The organism is Cellulomonas sp. JZ18 (genome assembly GCF_009720485.1).
Taxonomy (GTDB): Bacteria; Actinomycetota; Actinomycetes; order Actinomycetales; family Cellulomonadaceae; genus Cellulomonas.
The window spans coordinates 2,031,273-2,050,056 of sequence record NZ_CP045245.1 but is presented as its reverse complement, the minus strand read 5'-3'; the positions used below and the strand labels follow the sequence as shown (position 1 = coordinate 2,050,056).

Here is an 18,784-nt window from a genome sequence, read left to right as displayed (position 1 = left end):
GGGCGAGCAGGGGCCGGCCGTGCCGGTGTCCCGGGTGGGCGACGTCATGGACGTCAGCATGACGACCCGAGGGCCCTCGGTCCGGGGCGGGCGACGTCCTGTGGACGACGCCCGCCCCGGGCGGCGGGATCAGCCGCGCGCGTCCTGCGCGGCCCGCTGCACCTGCTCGAGCCAGGCCCGGCGCGCGTCGAGCGCGGCGCGGGCGTCCTTGACGCGGCGCTGGTCGCCGGCAGCCTCCGCCGCAGCGAGGTCCGCCTCGAGGGACGCGATCGCCTGCTCCAGCTGGGCGGCGGCACCCTCGGCACGGGCGCGGGTCTCGGGGTTGGTGCGACGCCACTGCGCGCTCTCCGCGTCGCGCACGGCCTGCTCCACGGCGCGCAGACGGCCCTCCACGCGCTGGATGTCGGCGCGCGGCACCTTGCCCGCCGCCTCCCAGCGGTCCTGGATCGAGCGCAGCGCCGACTTCGCGGCGCCGATGTCACGCACCGGCAGGAGGGCCTCCGCCTCGACGAGCAGCGCCTCCTTGACCTCGAGGTTGGCGCGGAACTCGGCGTCGACCGCCTGGTTCGCCGCGTCCCGCGCCGAGAAGAACGCGTCCTGCGCCGCGCGGAACCGCGCCCAGAGCGCGTCGTCCACCTGCCGGTTGGCCCGACCGGCGGCCTTCCACTGCGCCATGAGGTCGCGGAACGCCGCCGACGTCGCGCCCCAGTCGGTGCTGCCGGCGAGGGACTCCGCCTGCGCGACGAGCGCCTCCTTCGTGGCCTTCGCCTCCGCGTTGCGCGACTCGAGCTCGGCGAAGAAGTGCCGACGCTCGCGGTCGAACGTGGTCCGCGCGTGGCTGAACCGCTTCCAGAGGGACTCCTCCGTGGGGCGGTCGATGCGCGGGCCCTGGCGCTGCGCCTCCTTCCACTGCTCGAGGAGCGCGCGCAGCTGCTCGCCGGCGGGCCGCCACTGCAGGCGCGCGGGGTCCGTCGTCGCGATCTTCTCGGCCTGCTCGACGATGCGCGTGCGCGCCGCGACCGCCGCCTCGCGGGCCGCCTGGCGCTCGGCGTCCGCCTGGGCACGGCGCTCGGCGGCGCGTTCGCGCAGGCCGTCGAGCCGGGTGCGGAGGCCGTCGAGGTCGCCGACCGCGGCGGGCTCGGCCAGCTCCTGCGTGAGCTTCGTGAGCGTCTGGTCGATCTCCTTGACGGACAGGTCGGTCGCGGACAGCCGGGCCTCGAACAGCGCGACCTTGGCCTGCAGGTCCAGGAAGCGGCGCACGTACAGGCCGAGCGCCTCCTCGGCGGTCGCCCCGGGGAACTGCCCCACGACGCGCTCGCCCGCGGCCTCGCGGACGTGGACGGTTCCGTCCTCGTCGACGCGCCCGAACTGCGCCGCGTGCGCGGCCTCGGCCGGGTCGACCGGCGGCGCGACGGGCGCGGCCGGCGCGGGCGCGGCGGGAGCGTGCGAGGACGGGCGGGGCGTCGGGCGCGGCCCGGGCCGGACGGACCCCGGGGTCGGGCGGGGACCGGGACGGCGGGTCGCGGCGGGCGCGGGCGCCTCGGTGGACGCTGCGGTGTCGGACGCTGCGGTGTCGGACGCTGCGGTGTCGGACGCCGTCCCCGGGGTGGCGCTCACGTCGGGCGCGTCACCGCCCTGCGCCGCGGAGGTGTCGTCCGTCGTCGGCGCGGGGGTCGGCTCCGTGGCGGCCGTACCGCCCTCGAGGACGTCGGTGGCAGAGTCGGCCTCGGTCGTCGCGTCGGTGCCGGTCCCGGTCGTCGCCTCGGCGCCCGCCTCGGTCCCGGTCTGCTCCGCGGGAGCGGCGTCCGTCGCCGAGGCGTCCGCCTCGGACGGTGAGCCGGCGTCCTCGGCGGCGGTCGGCGCAGCGTCGTCGGTGCTCGTGGCGTCGTCGGCGGGGACGGCCTCGGTGGCGGGGGTCGTGGTGCCCTCGTCGGTCTGCGCCGTGGTGCCCACGTCCGCGGGGTCGGCCGCGGACGCCGTCTGCGTGAGGGCGGGAGCCTGGTCGGCGTCGTCCGCGGACGGCGTCGTGGTGTGCTCGGTCACTGGATCTCCACTCCCTCGATGGTGACGTCCTGGACGGGCCGCTCGGAGCCCGGCTGCGTCCCGGCGTCAGCGATGGCCTGCACGACGTCCAACCCGGACGTGATGCGGCCGAACACGGTGTAGCCACCCGCCGTGTCGGACGGGATGGTCGAGTCCTCGTAGACGAGGAAGAACTGGCTGCCCATCGACTCGGCGTCGTTGCCGATGCGGGCCATCGCGATCGTGCCGGCGGGGTAGACGTCGTCCGCCGGGGCGTTCTCCACGGGCCCCCAGCTGTAGCCGGGGCCGCCCGTGCCGGTCGCCGTCGGGTCCCCGCACTGCAGCACGTGGATGCCCGTGGTCACGAGGCGGTGGCACAGGGTGCCGTCGAAGTAGCCCTCCTGCGCGAGCGTCACGAAGTTCGCGACCGCCTGCGGCGCGACGGCGCCGTCGAGCTCCACCTCGACGGGCCCCTGCGACGTCGTGATCGTGCCGGTCCAGGTGCGTCCCTCCGCCGCGGCGGGGTCCGGCACGACGCCGCCGTTGCCCTCACGGGCGGGGTACGTCGGTGCGGGCGTCGCCTCGGCGGTGGGCGTGGCGGTGGCGGCCGGGGGAGCGTCCTCGTCCCGCGACAGCGCGACGGCGGCGACGATGCCCGTACCGAGCACCAGTGCGCCGGCGACCGCCCCGGCGATCACGCGCTGACGCCGGTGGCGGGCCTGCGCGGCGGCCCGACGGGCCTGCCACTTCTCGTAGCGCCGCCGCTCGTACTCGCGCTTGGAGTTCACCGCCACCCCTCGTCGTCGTCCCGCGGACCATGCGCCGCGCCGCGCCCGGACCCCCGCCGGACCCGGCACAGTCTAGGCAGGGCGCGGCACGCCGCGACCACCCCGCACGCCGTGCCCCGCACGGGGCGCCCGAACGGCGGGACGCGAGGTCTAGCGTGCGGGCATGCAGATCCTCACGCTGGTCGCACCCGTGTTCGGCGCGCGGTGCTCGGTGGTCGTCGGGACGCGCGGCTCGTGCGTCGTCGTGGACGCGGGCGCGGGGGCGGGGGAGCAGGTGCGGACGCTCGTCGAGCGGGAGGGCCTGCGGCCCCGGGCCGTCCTGGCCACGCACGGGCACGCCGACCACACGTGGGACGCGCCCGCCCTCGCAGCGGCGTACGACGTGCCCCTCGTCCTGCACGCGGCCGACGCGTACCGCCTGGCGGACCCGTTCGGGACGCTCGGGGTCCTCGACCCGCGGCACGACCCGCGGGGGCCGCTCGCACAGGCGCTCGTCGCCGCGGGCGTCGACCTCGCGGGGTGGCGACCGCCGGCACGCGTCGAGGCGTTCGGGTCGCCGGCGGACGGCCGGTCGGCCGACGTCGAGCTGGTCTGGGACGACGTGCGGCTGGTCGCCCGGCACGCGCCCGGTCACACCGAGGGGTCCACCCTGTACCTCGTCGACGAGGGGCGTCCCGCCCCGACCGTGCTGTCCGGGGACGTGCTGTTCGCCGGCAGCATCGGGCGCACCGACCTGCCCGGCGGGGACGACGCGGTGATGGCCGCCACGCTGCGCGACGTCGTCGCGACGCTCCCGCCGGACGCCGTCGTCCTGCCCGGGCACGGGCCCGCGACCGACGTGCGGACCGAGCTTGCGACCAACCCCTACCTGCCGCGCCCGCGCTGACGTCGCCGGGACGCGCCGACGGGCGTCGTACGTCTGGGATCATCGGGCGCATGGCGCGACCCACACCCCTGTCCGGATTCCCCGAGTGGCTGCCCGAGGGGCGGCTCGTCGAGCAGCACGTGCTCGACACCCTGCGGCGCACGTTCGAGCTGCACGGGTTCGCGGGGATCGAGACGCGCGCGGTCGAGCCGCTCGACCAGCTGCTGCGCAAGGGCGAGACCTCCAAGGAGGTCTACGTGCTGCGGCGTCTGCAGGAGGACGCGGACGCGGACGAGCAGGACCCCGGCCGCCGGCTCGGCCTGCACTTCGACCTCACGGTGCCGTTCGCGCGCTACGTCCTGGAGAACGCCGGCCACCTCGCGTTCCCCTTCCGGCGCTACCAGATCCAGAAGGTGTGGCGCGGCGAGCGCCCCCAGGACGGGCGCTTCCGGGAGTTCGTGCAGGCGGACATCGACGTCGTCGGGGCGGGCGCCCTGCCGTACCACTACGAGGTCGAGCTGCCGCTCGTCATGGCGGACGCCCTCGGTGCCCTGCGGGGGATCGGCGTGCCGCCCGTGCGCATCCTCGTGAACAACCGGAAGGTCGCGGAGGGGTTCTACCGGGGTCTCGGGCTGGACGACGTCGAGGCGGTCCTGCGCTCGATCGACAAGCTGGACAAGATCGGCCCGGACGCGGTCGCCGACCTGCTCGTCGCCGAGGCCGGCGCCACGCCCGAGCAGGCGCGGGCGTGCCTGCGCCTGGCCGAGGTGCGCGGCGACGACGCCGGCGTCGTCGACCGTGTGCGCGCCCTCGCCGCCGAGCACGGCGCCGGGACCGACCTGCTCGAGGAGGGGCTCGCGGAGCTGGGTGCGCTCGTCGCCGCCGCCGCGCAGCGCGCTCCCGGCGTCGTCGTCGCGGACCTGCGCATCGCGCGCGGTCTCGACTACTACACGGGCTCCGTGTACGAGACGGTGCTCGTCGGGCACGAGGACCTGGGCTCCATCTGCTCCGGCGGGCGCTACGACACGCTCGCGTCCGACGGGGCGACGACCTACCCCGGCGTCGGCCTGTCCATCGGCGTGTCGCGTCTCGTCTCGCGCCTGCTCGGCGCCGGTCTCGTGCGCGCCACCCGGTCGGTGCCCACGGCCGTGCTCGTCGCCGTGACGTCCGAGGAGCGCCGCGGGCGCTCGGACGCGGTCGCGGCGGCGCTGCGGGCGCGCGGCGTGCCCGCCGAGGTGGCGCCCAGCGCCGCGAAGTTCGGCAAGCAGATCCGGCACGCGGACCGGCGCGGCATCCCCTACGTGTGGTTCGTCGGCGACGACGGCGCCGACGGCACGCCCGGCGAGGACGAGGTCAAGGACATCCGGTCCGGGGAGCAGGTGCCCGCCGACGCGGCGACGTGGTCGCCCCCGGCCGAGGACCTGTGGCCGCGCGTCGAGGCGACACCGGCGGGCTGACCCGCGCCGGGAACGGCCGCGCCGGGTGCGCCCGGCGGGCACGCGCCGGACCGTCGCAGCGCCCGCGCCCGCGGGCGGGGGGCGCGGACGTCCCGCGCGCCGCCCGCGCGCAGCCGCGGCCGCACACCCCTAGCGTGACGCCCATGACGCACGCGGCCGCGCCGTCCGCCCGGGACCGGGTCACGCTCGACGGGCACATCGCCGGCGCGGGCACGCAGGAGGGCACCCGCCTCGTCGTCGGGCGCTGGCTGCGCTCACCGCTCGGCGCGTTCGCGGACGTCATGGTCGAGCGCGCGGACGGCACGCGCGTGCTGCTCGCGCCCCGTGCCGACGTCGCCGACCTGGTCACGCGCCTGTACGCGTTCGACGCCGTGCACGTCGTGGACGTGCGGGTCGCGGCGGACCGCGCCGCACGCACCTGGACCGTCGAGGCGGGGCCGCTCGACGCGCGCCTCGTGCTGGGGGACCGCACGGCGGTCGGCCACCTGCTCACCGCCGTGCCCCGCCCGCTCACCCGGTCGGCCGTGACGGCGGGCCTCGTCGCGGCCGTCGCGGGCGCCGTGCTGCCGGGCGTGCGCACCCGCGGCGCCGGCCGGGACGGCACGCCCGAGCGGTACGCCGCCCACGACCAGCACGCCGTCGTCGCGATCGACGCCCGCTGGGGCGACCGGACGCTCGGTGCCCTGCGACCGGTCGTGCCCGCGGTCCGCTTCGGCTTCTCGTCGGTCCCGGCGCGGCCCGCCGTCACGGCCGTGCACGTCGTCCTGGGCTGACGGACGGTACCGCCGGGCGACACCGGCGCCGGTGCGCGCCACGTGCGCGACCCGTGCGACGACGACCGGGGAGCCGGCGTTGACACCCGTTCGAACACGTGTTCGACTGGTGCCGTGCGATGGGACGGGCAGAAGGTCGAGGCGGCCTCCGACGGCGTGCTGCCGGGCATGGACCTGCGCACGCTCCCGGGGCTGGTGCGCAGCGTGCGCACGCCGGAGTTCGCGGGCGTCACGTTCCACGAGGTGCTGTGCCGCAGCGCCCTGAACAGGGTGCCGGACGCGTCGAGCGTGCCGTTCCGCTGGACCGTGAACCCCATGCGCGGGTGCCTGCACGCGTGCGCCTACTGCTTCGCCCGTCCCACGCACGAGTACCTCGACCTGGGCGCCGGCCGGGACTTCGAGTCCCAGATCGTGGTGAAGACGAACGTCGTCGAGGTCCTGCGGGCCGAGCTGGGCAGGCGCTCCTGGCGGCGCGAGCACGTCGCGCTCGGGACCAACACCGACCCCTACCAGCGGGCCGAGGGCCGGTACCGCCTCATGCCGGGGATCCTCGAGGCGCTCGCGGCGTCGGGCACGCCGCTGTCGGTGCTGACGAAGGGCACGCTGCTGCGTCGCGACCTGCCGCTGCTGTCCGACGTCGCCACGAGCGGCGGGTCGGTCGCCGTGAGCATCTCGCTCGCCACCGTCGACGACGAGCTGCAGCGCGTCCTGGAGCCGGGCACGCCGACGCCGCGGGCACGGCTCGAGCTCGTCCGCGCCGTGCGGGAGGCAGGCCTGACGTGCGGCGTGCTCGTGGCGCCGGTGCTGCCGTGGCTGACGGACTCCGAGGAGCACCTCGACGCGCTGCTCGCGGCGCTGGCCGACGCCGGTGCGACGGGTGTGAGCGTCATGGCGCTGCACCTGCGCGGGGCGGTGAAGCCGCTCATGGAGGACTGGCTGCGCACCCACCGCCCCGGGCTGCTCGCGCGCTACCGGCGCCTGTACGGGCGCGGCGCCTACACGCCGGAGGAGTACCGGCGGTGGCTGGACGCACGGGTCGCGCCCCTGCTGGCGCGGCACGGGTTCGCCGACCCGCGGGAGCACCGGGCGTGGCGGGCCGCCGCGACGTCGCCGTCGGGCGGCCCTGCCGTCGGCGAGACGGCGGACGAGGCCGTCGCAGCGGGCGCCGGACGCGCACGGGCGTCGACGTCCGCCCCGCCGCCACCCGCGATCGCCTCGCCGACGCTGTTCTGACGTCGGCCCGCGCAGGTGGGGCGCACTAGGATCGTGCGGGCGTCCGCCGGACGCGTCCCCGTCACCCCGAGCGCGAAGGACCACGCTGTGCTCCGCACCCACACCGCCGGCTCCCTGCGAGCCGAGCACATCGGCACCACCGTCACCCTCACCGGGTGGGTGGACCGCCGCCGCGACCACGGTGGGGTGGCCTTCGTCGACCTGCGCGACGCCTCGGGGATCGCCCAGGTCGTCGTCCGTGACGAGGCGGTCGCGCACAACCTGCGCGCCGAGTTCGTGCTCCAGGTGACGGGCGAGGTCGGCCGCCGCCCCGAGGGCAACGAGAACCCGAACCTCGCCACGGGCGAGATCGAGGTCGTCGCGCACGAGGTCGTCGTCCTCAACGAGTCCGCGCCGCTGCCGTTCCCGGTGTCGACGTCGCTCGACGAGCCCGTCGGGGAGGAGGCGCGGCTGCGCCACCGCTACCTCGACCTGCGCCGGCCCGCGCCCGCGCACGCGATCCGCCTGCGGGCGAAGGCGAACGCCGCGGCGCGGCGGGTGCTCGACGCCGACGGCTTCGTCGAGGTGGAGACCCCGACGCTGACGCGCTCGACCCCGGAGGGTGCCCGCGACTTCGTCGTGCCGGCCCGTCTGGCGCCGGGCAGCTGGTACGCCCTCCCGCAGTCGCCGCAGCTGTTCAAGCAGCTGCTCATGGTCGGCGGGCTGGAGAAGTACTACCAGATCGCCCGCTGCTACCGGGACGAGGACTTCCGCGCCGACCGGCAGCCGGAGTTCACGCAGCTCGACGTCGAGGCGAGCTTCGTCGACCAGGACGACGTGATCGCCCTCGGCGAGAAGATCCTCGTCGCCCTGTGGGACCTGATCGGCTACACCGTGCCGACGCCGATCCCGCGCATGACGTACGCGGACGCGATGGAGAAGTACGGCACCGACAAGCCCGACCTGCGCTTCGGGCTCGAGCTGACGGACCTCACCTCGTACTTCGCCGACACGCCGTTCCGCGTCTTCCAGGCGCCCTACGTCGGTGCCGTCGTGCAGCCCGGCGGGGCCTCCACGCCGCGTCGCGGGTTCGACGCGTGGCAGGAGTGGGCGAAGCAGCGCGGGGCGAAGGGGCTGGCCTACGTCACGGTCGGCGAGGACGGCGAGCTCGGCGGCCCGGTCGCCAAGAACATCTCCGAGACCGAGCGCGCGGGTCTCGCGGCCGCGGTCGGCGCGAAGCCCGGTGACGCGGTCTTCTTCGCCGCCGGCACGGCGTCGGAGGCGCGCGCGCTGCTCGGTGCCGCACGCCTGGAGATCGGGCGTCGCGGCGGTCTGGTCGACGAGGACGCGTGGTCGTTCGTGTGGGTCGTCGACGCCCCGCTGTTCAAGCCCACCGGCGAGGACGACGACGTGGCGGTCGGCGGTGGCGCCTGGACGGCGGTGCACCACGCCTTCACCTCGCCGACCCCGAGTGGGTCGACCGCTTCGAGGAGGACCCGGGCGCGGCGCTCGCGTACGCCTACGACATCGTCTGCAACGGCAACGAGATCGGCGGCGGGTCCATCCGTATCCACCGCCGGGACGTGCAGGAGCGCGTCTTCGCCGTCATGGGCATCGGGCCCGAGGAGGCGCAGGAGAAGTTCGGCTTCCTGCTGGACGCGTTCCAGTTCGGCGCCCCGCCGCACGGTGGCGTCGCCTTCGGCTGGGACCGCATCGTCGCGCTGCTGACGCGCTCGGAGTCGATCCGCGAGGTCATCGCGTTCCCGAAGTCGGGCGGGGGCTACGACCCGCTGACCGGCGCGCCCGCGCCGATCTCGCCCGAGCAGCGCCGCGAGACGGGCGTCGACGCGAAGCCCAAGCAGGACCCCGGCGCGGCGGGGCAGGCCGCGCGCGCGGAGTGACGACGACGGCCGGGGGGCTGCTCCCGCGGCTGCCCGGCGCGTTCCGGGCGCGCCGTTGGCTCCTCGCCGACCGCGACCGCTGGCACGCCGCCGACGTGCGCGGCGACGACCACGCGGTCGTGCTGGTGCGGTCGGAGGAGGCCGGCGACGTCGTTCTCGGGGCCGGCGACCCGGACGCCGTCGCCGCCCTGGTACGCGACCTCGCGCACGAGCGGCGTGCGGCTGGAGCCGGGGCCCTCGGCTGGCTGACGGTGCCCCGCAGCACGGTCCTCGGGGCGTCCGAGCTGGAGGCGCTCGGCGTCGCGCCCTACTCGACGTGGGACCGGATGTCGACGGACGAGCCCCCGCCGGCGGTGGCGGGGGAGGAGTCTGTCGTCCGGCTCGGCCCCGCCGAGGCGGACGAGGCCGCCGCCTGCCTCGCGGAGGCGAACCCCGGGACGCGCGCCCGCCCGGGCGGCGCGGACGACGCCGGCTGGTGGGGCGTGCGCGAGCAGGGACGGCTCGTCGGGGTGATCGGGGCGGCCGACCGCCTCGGTGCGGCCGACGGTCGGCGGTCGTGGCACCTGCACGGCCTGGGCGTGCGGCCGGCAGCCCGCGGCCGGGGCCTCGGCGCCGCTCTCACGGCCGCCGCGCTGCGCGCCGGGCTCGGCGCGGGCCTGGCCTGGGTCTCGCTGGGGCTCTACGCCGACAACGCGGTGGCACGTCGGCTGTACCTGCGGCTCGGCATGGCCGTGGACGAGGAGAACGCGTCGTACGCCGCGCCGGGGTACGGCGGGTCCTGGCGGCGCTGAGCGGGCACGTCGCGGCGGGCCCGCGGCCGGCACGGAGGCGGTGCGGCCGCCCTGCGGCCCGGCCGGCAGGGCGGCGGTGGCAGGCGCGGGGCGCCCAGGCCGGTCAGTGCAGGATCGCGAACCGCTCGTGCAGGCGTCGCAGCGGCCGCGGCGCCCACCAGTTGGCGCGGTCGAGGATCGTCATCGTCGCCGGGACGAGCAGCAGGCGCACGATCGTGGCGTCGATGACCACGGCCACCGCGAGGGCGAAGCCCACCTGCTTGATGACCACGAGCTCGCCGGCGACGAAGCCCGCGAAGACGACGACGATGATCGCCGCCGCCGACGTGATGATCCGGCCCGAGCGCTGCAGCCCCAGGCGCACCGCCTCGTCCGTGCGGTGCCCGGAGTCGTGCAGCTCCTTGACCCGTGCGAGGAGGAACACCTCGTAGTCCATCGCCAGCCCGAACGCGAACGCCACCACGAGCGCGAGCACGTACGTCTCGATGCCGCCGGTGGACGTGAACCCCAGCAGGCCCTCGAGGTGCCCGTCCTGGAACGCCCAGACCAGCACCCCGAGGGAGGCGAGGATCGACAGCGTGTTGGTCAGCAGCGCCTTCAAGGGGATCACGACGGAGCCCGTCATGAGGAACAGCAGCAGGAGGGTCGCGACGGCGACGACCGTGAGGGCGAGCGGCGCGCGCTCGGCGAGGGCGTCGGTGAAGTCGATCTGGCTCGCCGCCTGCCCCACGACCCAGCGCTCGAAGGGCGCGTCGAGGGCACGCACCTCGCGCACGACGTCGACGGCGACGTCGCCGCCGGGGTCGTCCGAGTCCGGTCGTACCCCGAGGACGACGTACGAGCCGCTGGGCGTCGGCGGGTCGACGGAGGCGACGCCGTCCAGCGACGCGAGCTCCTGCGCCCACGCGCCGGCCTCCTCGAGGGACGCGGCCGCGACGACGGTGACGGCGGGGGCCGACGCGCCGGCGTAGTCCTCCTCGAGCGCCGCGACGTACTCGCGCTGCGTGGTGCCCGACGGCAGGAGCTCGATGCCGCTGATGCGCAGGTCCATGCGCAGGACGGGCAGCGCGAGGACGACGAGCACGGCGCAGGCGCCGAGCATCACCCACCAGGGCCGTCGCTGCACGCGCGCCGCGAGGGCCGAGAACGCGCCCTCGTCGTGCCGCACGTCGGACGCGCGCGCGAGGACGCGCCGCACGCCGGGGATGCGCGCGAGGACGCCCTCGCGCGCCAGGCGTCGCCCCGCGAGGGTCAGCAGGGCGGGCACGAGCGTGAGCGCCGTGGCGGCGGCCACCAGCACGACCAGCAGACCGGCGGCGGCGATGGCCCGCAGGATCTCGGGCCGGAAGGCGAGCAGACCGGCGATGGCGATGGCGACCGTGACGGCGGAGAACGCGACCGTCCGCCCGGCGGTGGCCATCGTGGCCTCCACGGCCGCGACGACGGCGCCGTCCCCGCGCCTGCGCCGGCTGCCGGCACCGCCGTCGTCGTCCACGCGCCGGTGCAGCTCCTCGCGGAACCGTGACACCACGAGGAGCCCGTAGTCGATGGACAGGCCGAGACCGAGCACGGTGACGACGTTGACGACCGACGCCTCGACGTCCATGAGGTAGGTCAGGGCGAGCAGGCTGCCGAGGCCGCCGGCGATCGACGCGAGCGCGCCGGCCATCGGCATGGCGGCGGCGAGGAACCCGCCGAAGACGAGCACCATGACGACGAGCGCGATAGGCAGCGCGACCAGCTCACCGGTGCGCAGGTCCTCCTCGACCTGGTCCGTGATCTCCTCGACCACGAGGTGCTCCGCCCCGACGACGCCGCTGACGTCGGGAGCGAGCGTGCGCAGCTCGCCCGGGACCTCCCGCAGGCGCTCCTCGACCGCGGCCAGCGCCTCGTCCTGCGCGGCCGCGCCGAGGTCGGGCTCGAGCTCGACGACGACGAGGAAGCCGTCGCCGTCCTCCGCGAGCAGGGGCGCCGCGGCCGGGTTGGCGGGGCCCTGCGGCAGCGCGAGGGGGTCGATGACGGCGGCCACCCCGTCCACCGCCGCGAGCGCGCCCCGCGCGGGGTCGAGCGCGGCGCCCAGCTCGGGCGTCGCCGGGTCCACGCCGTCGAGCACGAGCGTCACCGACGGCCCCGTGGTCCTCGCCCCGGCCAGCAGCTCCTGGCCCTGCGTGCTCTCCGCGCCCGCGACCCCCGGGGCGCCCGTGGCCACGCGGTCGAAGAGCGTCTCGCCCTGCACCCCCAGGACGGCCAGGCCGTAGCCGGCGACCGTGAGCACGAGCCACACGACGACGGTCAGGCGGGGGTGGTGGGCGACGAGCCGGCCCAGGCGAGGGAACACGCGGGCCATCGTGGCAGGTCGCGCGCAGCCCCCGCACGTCGCGGCGCGGGACCCGCGGCACCGGGCGGCGGCGCCGCACGGTGGCGTCGGTGGGCGACCGTAGGCTCGGGGCATGGACCTGTTCGACGCGGTCACCTCCACCGCGCAGGGTGTGCCCGCACCGGGGGCGGGTGCGCCGCTCGCCGTCCGGATGCGGCCGCGCTCGCTCGCGGAGGTCGCGGGGCAGGCCCACCTCCTGGTCCCCGGGTCGCCGCTGCGGCGCCTCGTGGAGCCGGCGGACGACGCGGCACGGCGTGCGGCCCCGTCGTCGGTCGTGCTGTGGGGACCCCCCGGCACCGGCAAGACGACGCTCGCGTACCTGGTGGCGGCGACGTCGGGCCGCCGCTTCGTGGAGCTGTCGGCCGTGACGGCCGGGGTCAAGGACGTGCGCGCGGTCGTCGACGACGCACGGCGCCGGCTCGCGACCGACGGCGCGGAGACGGTCCTGTTCGTCGACGAGGTGCACCGGTTCACCAAGGCGCAGCAGGACGCGCTCCTGCCGAGCGTCGAGAACCGCTGGGTCACGCTCGTCGCGGCCACCACGGAGAACCCGTCGTTCTCCGTGAACTCGCCGCTGCTGTCCCGGTCGCTGCTGCTGACGCTGCAGCCGCTCACCACGGACGACGTGCGCGCGCTGGTGCTGCGGGCGGTCGAGGACGAGCGCGGTCTCGGCGGCACGGTCTCGCTCGCCGACGACGCGCTCGAGCACCTGCTGCGGCTCGCCGGCGGGGACGCGCGCAAGGCGCTGACCATCCTCGAGGCGGCCGCCGGCGCGGCCCTCGCCGACGCCCCCGGGGCCACCGCGCAGGACCCGGTCGGTGTCGACCTCGCGACGGTCGAGCGGGCGATCGACGTGGCGGCGGTGCGCTACGACCGCGACGGTGACCAGCACTACGACGTCATCAGCGCGTTCATCAAGTCGATGCGCGGGTCGGACGTGGACGCCGCGCTGCACTACCTCGCGCGCATGGTCGCGGCGGGGGAGGACCCGCGCTTCATCGCCCGGCGGATCGTCATCGCCGCCGCCGAGGAGGTGGGCATGGCGGACCCGAGCGCGCTGCAGACCGCGGTCGCGGCGGCGCAGGCGGTCGCGCTCATCGGCATGCCGGAGGCGCGGATCATCCTCGCGGAGGCCGTCGTGCACGTCGCGACGGCGCCGAAGTCGAACGCCGCCTACGTCGGCATCAACCGGGCGCTCGAGGACGTGCGGGCCGGGCGGCTCGGGTCCGTGCCGCCGCACCTGCGCGACGCGCACTACGCCGGTGCCGCGGCGCTCGGGCACGGCGCCGGGTACCGGTACGCGCACGACGAGCCGCACGCCGTCGCACCCCAGCAGTACCTGCCGGACGAGCTCGCCGGCACGCGGTACTACGAGCCGAGCGACCGCGGGTTCGAGCGGTCGGTGCAGGAGCGGCTCGCGCGGATCCGCGACATCCTCGGACGTGCGTGACCGTGCGTGACCGTGCGTGACGCGGCCCACCGGCGCGCGTTTGGGTGCGGGCGGCACGACCCGGTAGAGTGACGCGGTCGTCCACCCGAGGTGGACGCCACCTGGGGCCCTAGCCCGCGACGCACGCCGACCGCACCGTCCTCGACGGGCGGAAACCGCGCCGCACCGTGGTCGGCCCCACGCCCGCCGGATCCCTTCCGTCCGGAGCCTCGCTCCGGTGCGCGGGTGTGTTCGTCAACGAGACACGACAGGAAGTACCGCTGTGAGCAGTGTGACCCGTTCGCGCCGCCAGGTCCGCCTGAGCCGCGCCCTCGGCCTGGCCCTGACGCCCAAGGCCGTCAAGCACTTCGAGAAGCGCCCCTACCCGCCCGGTGAGCACGGCCGCGCCCGTCGCCGCACCGAGTCGGACTACGCCGTCCGTCTGCGTGAGAAGCAGCGTCTGCGCGCCCAGTACGCGCTGCGCGAGAAGCAGCTGGCCAAGGCGTACGAGAACGCCCGCAAGGCCCCGGGCCTGACCGGTGAGGCCCTCGTCGAGGACCTCGAGACCCGTCTCGACGCGCTCGTCCTGCGTGCCGGCTTCGCCCGCACGATCCTGCAGGCGCGCCAGGTCGTCACGCACCGGCACGTGCTCGTCGACGGCAAGATCGTCGACCGTCCGTCCTTCCGCGTGAAGGAGGGCCAGACCCTCCAGATCAAGCCCAAGAGCCAGACGACGACGCCGTTCCAGGTCGCCGCCGCCGGCGCGCACCGCGACGTCCTGCCGGCCGTCCCGGGCTACCTCGACGTGCAGCTCGAGAAGCTCACGGCCGTCCTCGTGCGCCGCCCCAAGCGCGCCGAGGTCCCGGTCACGTGCGAGGTCCAGCTGGTCGTCGAGTACTACGCCCGCTGACGCACCGCACCGCCCGACCGGCGACGCACCCGTCCCGGTCCTGCACGAACGCCCCGCAGCGCGCCGCGCCGCGGGGCGTTCGTGCACGTGGCCGCCGCTCGGCGCGCGGGTAGGGTGACCGGGGCGCGGCCGTCGGCCGCCGCCCACACGTACCGAGAGGGGAAGCGCCGCATGATCGGGGACGTCGCCGGGCTGATCGCCGCCATCGCCTTCGTGCTGCTGGTGGGCGTGCTCGCCGTGCCGCTGGTGAAGCTCGGACGGGTGCTCGACGAGGCGCGCGCGTCGGTGCGCTCGCTCACCGAGCACAGCGTGCCGGTGCTCGACGAGACGGCCCAGCTCGTCGCGTCGTCGTCGACCCAGCTGGACAAGGTCGACACCGTGACGACCGCGGCGGCGCAGGTGAGCGAGAACGTCTCGGCGCTCACCTCGCTCGTGACCGCGACGCTCGGCGGCCCGCTCGTGAAGGTCGCCGCGTTCTCCTACGGGGTGCGGCGTGCGTTCGCCGGGCTGCGCCGGGGTCCGCGGTGAAGCGCCTGTTCTGGGTCGGTGTCGGCGTCGCGCTGACGGTCGCCGCGGTGCGCAACGGCCGCCGCGTCGTCGAGACGTGGGCGCCGGCAGGCACCGTGGAGACGGTCGAGGGCGTCAGCCGCGTGTCGCGCGCGCTGCACGCCGCCCGCAACGACTTCCGCGCCGGCGTCGCCGCCCGCGAGGCCGAGCTCCTCGAGGCGCTGGTGGGCGACGTGGACGTCGACGAGCTGCGCGCGTCCGCCCCGCGCCGCAAGGACGAGCTGCGCGCGGCCTTCGGCGGCACCCCTGACCGGGACGACCTCGCGGGGGGCCTGCGCGCGCGCGGCTGGGACGGCGCGCCGACGCAGGACCCCGACGACGACGACCGGGCCCCCTTCTTCTGACCCGCAGGCCGGACCCCTCCGCCCCGCACCACCGCTCGAGCCGACGCGTCCGCGCCGGCAGAACCCGACCGAGGACGACATGCGCACCGCCGAGATCCGCCAGCGCTGGCTCGACTACTTCGCGAGCAAGGACCACGCCATCGTGCCGTCCGTGCCGCTCATCTCCCCGGACCCGTCGATCCTCTTCACGATCGCCGGCATGGTGCCGTTCATCCCGTACATCCTGGGCACGCAGGACGCTCCCTGGCCGCGCGTCGCCAACGCGCAGAAGTGCATCCGCACCAACGACATCGAGAACGTGGGCCGCACGACGCGCCACGGCACGTTCTTCCAGATGCTCGGGAACTTCTCGTTCGGCGACTACTTCAAGGAGGGCGCCATCGAGCTCGCGTGGGGCTTCCTCACGGGCTCGCAGGCCGAGGGCGGCCTCGGCATGGACGGCGACCGCTTCTGGGTGACGATCTGGAACGAGGACGCCGAGTCCGCGGACGCGCTCGTGCGCGTCGGGGTGAACCCGGACCACATCGTGCGGCTCACGCGCGAGGAGATCTTCTGGGACACGGGCCAGCCCGGCCCCGCGGGCCCCTGCGCCGAGTGGCACTACGACCGCGGTCCCGAGTTCGGGCCCGACGCCGTGGGCGGCACGGTGGACCCCGGCGGCGACCGGTACGTCGAGATCTGGAACCTCGTGTTCGACCAGTTCGTGCGCGGCGAGGGCCGCGGCAAGGACTACCCCCTGCTGGGTGAGCTCGAGCGCAAGGCGATCGACACCGGCGCCGGCCTGGAGCGCATCGCGTACCTCCTGCAGGGCGTCAACAACATGTACGAGACCGACGAGGTCTTCCCGGTGATCCAGCGCGCGGCGGAGCTGACCGGCCGCCGCTACGGCGCCGGCGGCGAGGACGACGTGCGTCTGCGCGTCGTGGGCGACCACGTGCGCTCGGCGCTCATGCTCATCGGCGACGGCGTCACGCCGTCCAACGAGGGTCGCGGCTACGTGCTGCGCCGGCTCGTGCGGCGCACGGTCCGCTCGATGCGCCTGCTGGGCGTCGAGGAGGCGTCGCTGCCCGAGCTCCTGCCCATCAGCCGCGACCTCATGGGGGCCTCGTACCCCGAGGTGATCCGGGACTTCGACCGCATCTCCCAGGTCGCGTACGGCGAGGAGGACGCGTTCCTGCGGACCCTGACGGCCGGCACGACGATCTTCGAGGGCGCGGTCGGCCGGGCGCGCGCCGCGGCCGGCACCTCGCCCGCGGTGCTGTCGGGCGAGCAGGCGTTCGCGCTGCACGACACCTACGGCTTCCCGATCGACCTCACGCTCGAGATGGCCTCGGAGCACGGCGTCACGGTCGACGAGACGGCGTTCCGCTCGCTCATGCAGGCGCAGCGCGAGCGCGCCCGCGCGGACGCGCTCGCCAAGAAGACGGGCCACGCGGACACGTCGGCGTACCAGCAGCTGCACGCGACGCTGTCGGAGGAGAGCGGCGCGCCCGTGCGCTTCGTCGGGTACACCGACACGTCGGCGCGCGCGAAGGTCGTCGGCCTGCTCGTCGACGGCGTCCCGGCGCCGTCGGCGACCGCGCCCGCGCACGTGCAGGTGGTGCTCGACGTCACGCCGTTCTACGCCGAGGCGGGCGGCCAGCTCGCCGACACCGGGACGATCGCGCTCGACGGCGGCGCGCTGGTCGAGGTGGACGACGTGCAGGCGCCCATCAAGGGGCTGTCGGTGCACCACGGCCGGCTGGTCGACGGCACGCTGACGCTCGGCGACGCGGGCACCGCCACGATCGACACGACGCGTCGGCGTGCCATCGCGCGCGCCCACACCGCGACGCACATGGTGCACAAGGCGCTGCGCGAGGAGCTCGGCGACACCGCGACCCAGGCGGGGTCGGAGAACGCGCCCAGCCGGCTGCGCTTCGACTTCCGCTCCGGTGCGGGTGTGCCGTCGTCGTCGCTGGCGCAGATCGAGGGCCGGGTCAACGAGCGGCTGCAGGACGACCTCGAGGTGACCGACCGGGTCATGGCGATCGACGAGGCGCGCGCGCTCGGTGCGATGGCGCTCTTCGGTGAGAAGTACGGCAACGAGGTCCGCGTGGTCTCGATCGGCGGCGACTGGTCGCGCGAGCTGTGCGCCGGCACGCACGTGCGCCGCTCGGGCGAGCTGGGGCTCGTCACGCTGCTCGGGGAGTCGTCCATCGGGTCCGGTGTGCGCCGCGTCGACGCGCTCGTGGGCGACCAGGCGTACGGCTACCAGGCGAAGGAGCGGGCGCTGGTGAGCCAGCTGTCGGGCCTGCTCGGCGCGCGTCCGGACGAGCTGTCCGACCGCGTGTCGTCGCTGCTGACGCGGCTGAAGGAGTCGGAGAAGGCGCTCGCGTCGCTGCGGCAGGGTCAGCTCCTCGCGGCGGCCGGCACGCTCGCGGCGGCGCCCCAGCAGGTCGGCACCACGCTCGTGGTCACGCACGACGCCGGGGACGTGGCCTCCGCGGACGACCTGCGCACGCTCGCGCTCGACGTGCGGGGCCGGCTGGGGGAGGCGTCCCCGTCCGTCGTCGCGGTCGGTGGGACGAGCAAGGGCCGGCCGGTCGTGGTCATCGCGACGAACGCCGCCGCGCGCGAGGCCGGCCTGCGGGCCGGGGCGCTCGTGCGCACGGCCTCGGGCGTGCTGGGCGGCGGTGGCGGCGGGAAGGACGACGTCGCCCAGGGCGGCGGCTCGGACGCGGCGGCGCTGCCCGCCGCGCTCGACGCGGTCCTCGCGGCGGTGCGCGGCTGACGTGCCGGACCTCGACCCGGCGGACGGGCCGGATGCCGTGACCCGCGGCGTCCGGCTCGCCGTCGACGTCGGCACCGTGCGGGTCGGGGTCGCGGCGAGCGACCCCGACGGCATGCTGGCGACGCCTGTGGCGACGCTGCGGCGGGCCGAGGGACGCGCGCGTCCGGGGTCTGCGGACGTCGTGACGATCGCCGAGCACGTGCGTGAGCGCGACGCGCAGGTGGTCTACGTCGGCCTGCCTCGGCATCTCTCGGGCGGCGAGGGGTCGTCGGCAGCGCTCGCGCGCGCGTACGCTGTCGCACTGGCGCGCTCGGTCGCCCCCGTGAGGGTGCGGCTGGTCGATGAGCGGATGAGCACGGTGACCGCACATCAGGCGCTCCAGGCGTCCGGCCGATCCGGACGCCGCCACCGACAGGTCGTCGACCAGGCGGCCGCGGTGGTCATCCTGCAGCACGCGCTCGACGCCGAGAGGGCGACGGGGCGGCGCCCCGGGGAACGGGTCGACGTCGACCGACGCGCTCCGCGCCGAGGCGTGGAGGGGCCTGCGGGCGACGGCACGACGACGGTGGAGTGAC

14 protein-coding genes and 1 pseudogene are annotated in these 18,784 nt (G+C 76.0%); 12 read left to right on the top strand and 3 right to left on the bottom strand.

Translation table 11 applies throughout. The annotated features are described in order from the left end of the window. Positions 1–129: 129 nt before the first annotated feature. Entirely contained in the window at positions 130–2,043 is a 1,914-nt protein-coding gene (locus tag GC089_RS09280; RefSeq protein WP_230684706.1) for a DUF349 domain-containing protein, read from the bottom strand. Next, positions 2,040–2,816, bottom strand: coding sequence for a peptidylprolyl isomerase (locus tag GC089_RS09275; protein WP_155377454.1), 777 nt, complete (start codon positions 2,814–2,816; stop codon positions 2,040–2,042). Before GC089_RS09275 ends, GC089_RS09280 begins: the two co-directional genes overlap by 4 nt. Before the next feature lie 157 nt (positions 2,817–2,973). On the opposite strand from GC089_RS09275, the gene GC089_RS09270 reads away from it, so the two are divergent. From GC089_RS09270 to GC089_RS09245, 6 genes and pseudogenes are all read left to right on the top strand, one after another. Next, on the top strand, positions 2,974–3,696 hold the full coding sequence (locus GC089_RS09270) for an MBL fold metallo-hydrolase (RefSeq protein WP_155377453.1): 723 nt from the start codon (positions 2,974–2,976) through the stop codon (positions 3,694–3,696). A gap of 50 nt (positions 3,697–3,746) precedes the next feature. Then, positions 3,747–5,132, top strand: a complete 1,386-nt coding sequence (gene hisS / locus GC089_RS09265; RefSeq protein WP_155377452.1) for a histidine--tRNA ligase — start codon at positions 3,747–3,749, stop codon at positions 5,130–5,132. Between the two features lie 143 nt (positions 5,133–5,275). Next, positions 5,276–5,905, top strand: coding sequence for a hypothetical protein (locus tag GC089_RS09260; protein ID WP_155377451.1), 630 nt, complete (start codon positions 5,276–5,278; stop codon positions 5,903–5,905). A gap of 114 nt (positions 5,906–6,019) precedes the next feature. Further along, positions 6,020–7,138, top strand: coding sequence for an Rv2578c family radical SAM protein (locus GC089_RS09255; RefSeq protein ID WP_155377450.1), 1,119 nt, complete (start codon positions 6,020–6,022; stop codon positions 7,136–7,138). An 87-nt stretch (positions 7,139–7,225) separates the two neighbouring features. After that, a pseudogene (aspS, locus tag GC089_RS09250) lies at positions 7,226–9,018 on the top strand (aspartate--tRNA ligase). Continuing rightward, positions 9,015–9,809, top strand: coding sequence for a GNAT family N-acetyltransferase (locus GC089_RS09245; RefSeq protein WP_155377449.1), 795 nt, complete (start codon positions 9,015–9,017; stop codon positions 9,807–9,809). The pseudogene aspS and the gene GC089_RS09245 overlap by 4 nt, the downstream one beginning before the upstream one ends. A gap of 103 nt (positions 9,810–9,912) precedes the next feature. Here GC089_RS09245 and GC089_RS09240 read toward each other — a convergent pair whose 3' ends face one another. Further along, positions 9,913–12,156: an MMPL family transporter gene (locus GC089_RS09240; protein ID WP_155377448.1), complete on the bottom strand. Its 2,244-nt coding sequence runs from the start codon at positions 12,154–12,156 to the stop codon at positions 9,913–9,915. Positions 12,157–12,259: 103 nt separating this feature from the next. On the opposite strand from GC089_RS09240, the gene GC089_RS09235 reads away from it, so the two are divergent. The 6 genes from GC089_RS09235 (at position 12,260) to ruvX (ending at position 18,783) form a co-directional block, all read left to right on the top strand. Further along, a complete protein-coding gene (locus GC089_RS09235) occupies positions 12,260–13,636 on the top strand; it encodes a replication-associated recombination protein A (protein WP_155377447.1) in 1,377 nt (458 codons plus the stop codon). Between the two features lie 262 nt (positions 13,637–13,898). Then, the gene (rpsD, locus tag GC089_RS09230) at positions 13,899–14,525 is read left to right on the top strand and encodes a 30S ribosomal protein S4 (protein WP_155377446.1); all 627 of its coding nucleotides are present in this window, start codon (positions 13,899–13,901) and stop codon (positions 14,523–14,525) included. A gap of 171 nt (positions 14,526–14,696) precedes the next feature. Further along, positions 14,697–15,053, top strand: a complete 357-nt coding sequence (locus GC089_RS09225) for a DUF948 domain-containing protein (RefSeq protein ID WP_155377445.1) — start codon at positions 14,697–14,699, stop codon at positions 15,051–15,053. After that, the gene (locus GC089_RS09220; protein ID WP_155377444.1) at positions 15,050–15,436 is read left to right on the top strand and encodes a hypothetical protein; all 387 of its coding nucleotides are present in this window, start codon (positions 15,050–15,052) and stop codon (positions 15,434–15,436) included. Before GC089_RS09225 ends, GC089_RS09220 begins: the two co-directional genes overlap by 4 nt. A 79-nt stretch (positions 15,437–15,515) precedes the next feature. After that, positions 15,516–18,209, top strand: a complete 2,694-nt coding sequence (alaS, locus tag GC089_RS09215) for an alanine--tRNA ligase (RefSeq protein ID WP_155377443.1) — start codon at positions 15,516–15,518, stop codon at positions 18,207–18,209. A 37-nt stretch (positions 18,210–18,246) separates the two neighbouring features. Continuing rightward, complete coding sequence (gene ruvX, locus GC089_RS09210) at positions 18,247–18,783, top strand: Holliday junction resolvase RuvX (protein ID WP_230684705.1); 537 nt, start codon at positions 18,247–18,249, stop codon at positions 18,781–18,783. Position 18,784: the final 1 nt, after the last annotated feature.

Excerpts from the sequence above, each read along its gene's own strand:
- GC089_RS09270 (WP_155377453.1), top strand. The coding sequence starts at position 2,974 with ATGCAGATCCTCACGCTGGTCGCACCCGTGTTCGGCGCGCGGTGCTCG.
- hisS (WP_155377452.1), top strand. The coding sequence starts at position 3,747 with ATGGCGCGACCCACACCCCTGTCCGGATTCCCCGAGTGGCTGCCCGAG.
- GC089_RS09260 (WP_155377451.1), top strand. The coding sequence starts at position 5,276 with ATGACGCACGCGGCCGCGCCGTCCGCCCGGGACCGGGTCACGCTCGAC.
- GC089_RS09240 (WP_155377448.1), bottom strand. The coding sequence starts at position 12,156 with ATGGCCCGCGTGTTCCCTCGCCTGGGCCGGCTCGTCGCCCACCACCCC.
- GC089_RS09235 (WP_155377447.1), top strand. The coding sequence starts at position 12,260 with ATGGACCTGTTCGACGCGGTCACCTCCACCGCGCAGGGTGTGCCCGCA.
- GC089_RS09225 (WP_155377445.1), top strand. The coding sequence starts at position 14,697 with ATGATCGGGGACGTCGCCGGGCTGATCGCCGCCATCGCCTTCGTGCTG.
- alaS (WP_155377443.1), top strand. The coding sequence starts at position 15,516 with ATGCGCACCGCCGAGATCCGCCAGCGCTGGCTCGACTACTTCGCGAGC.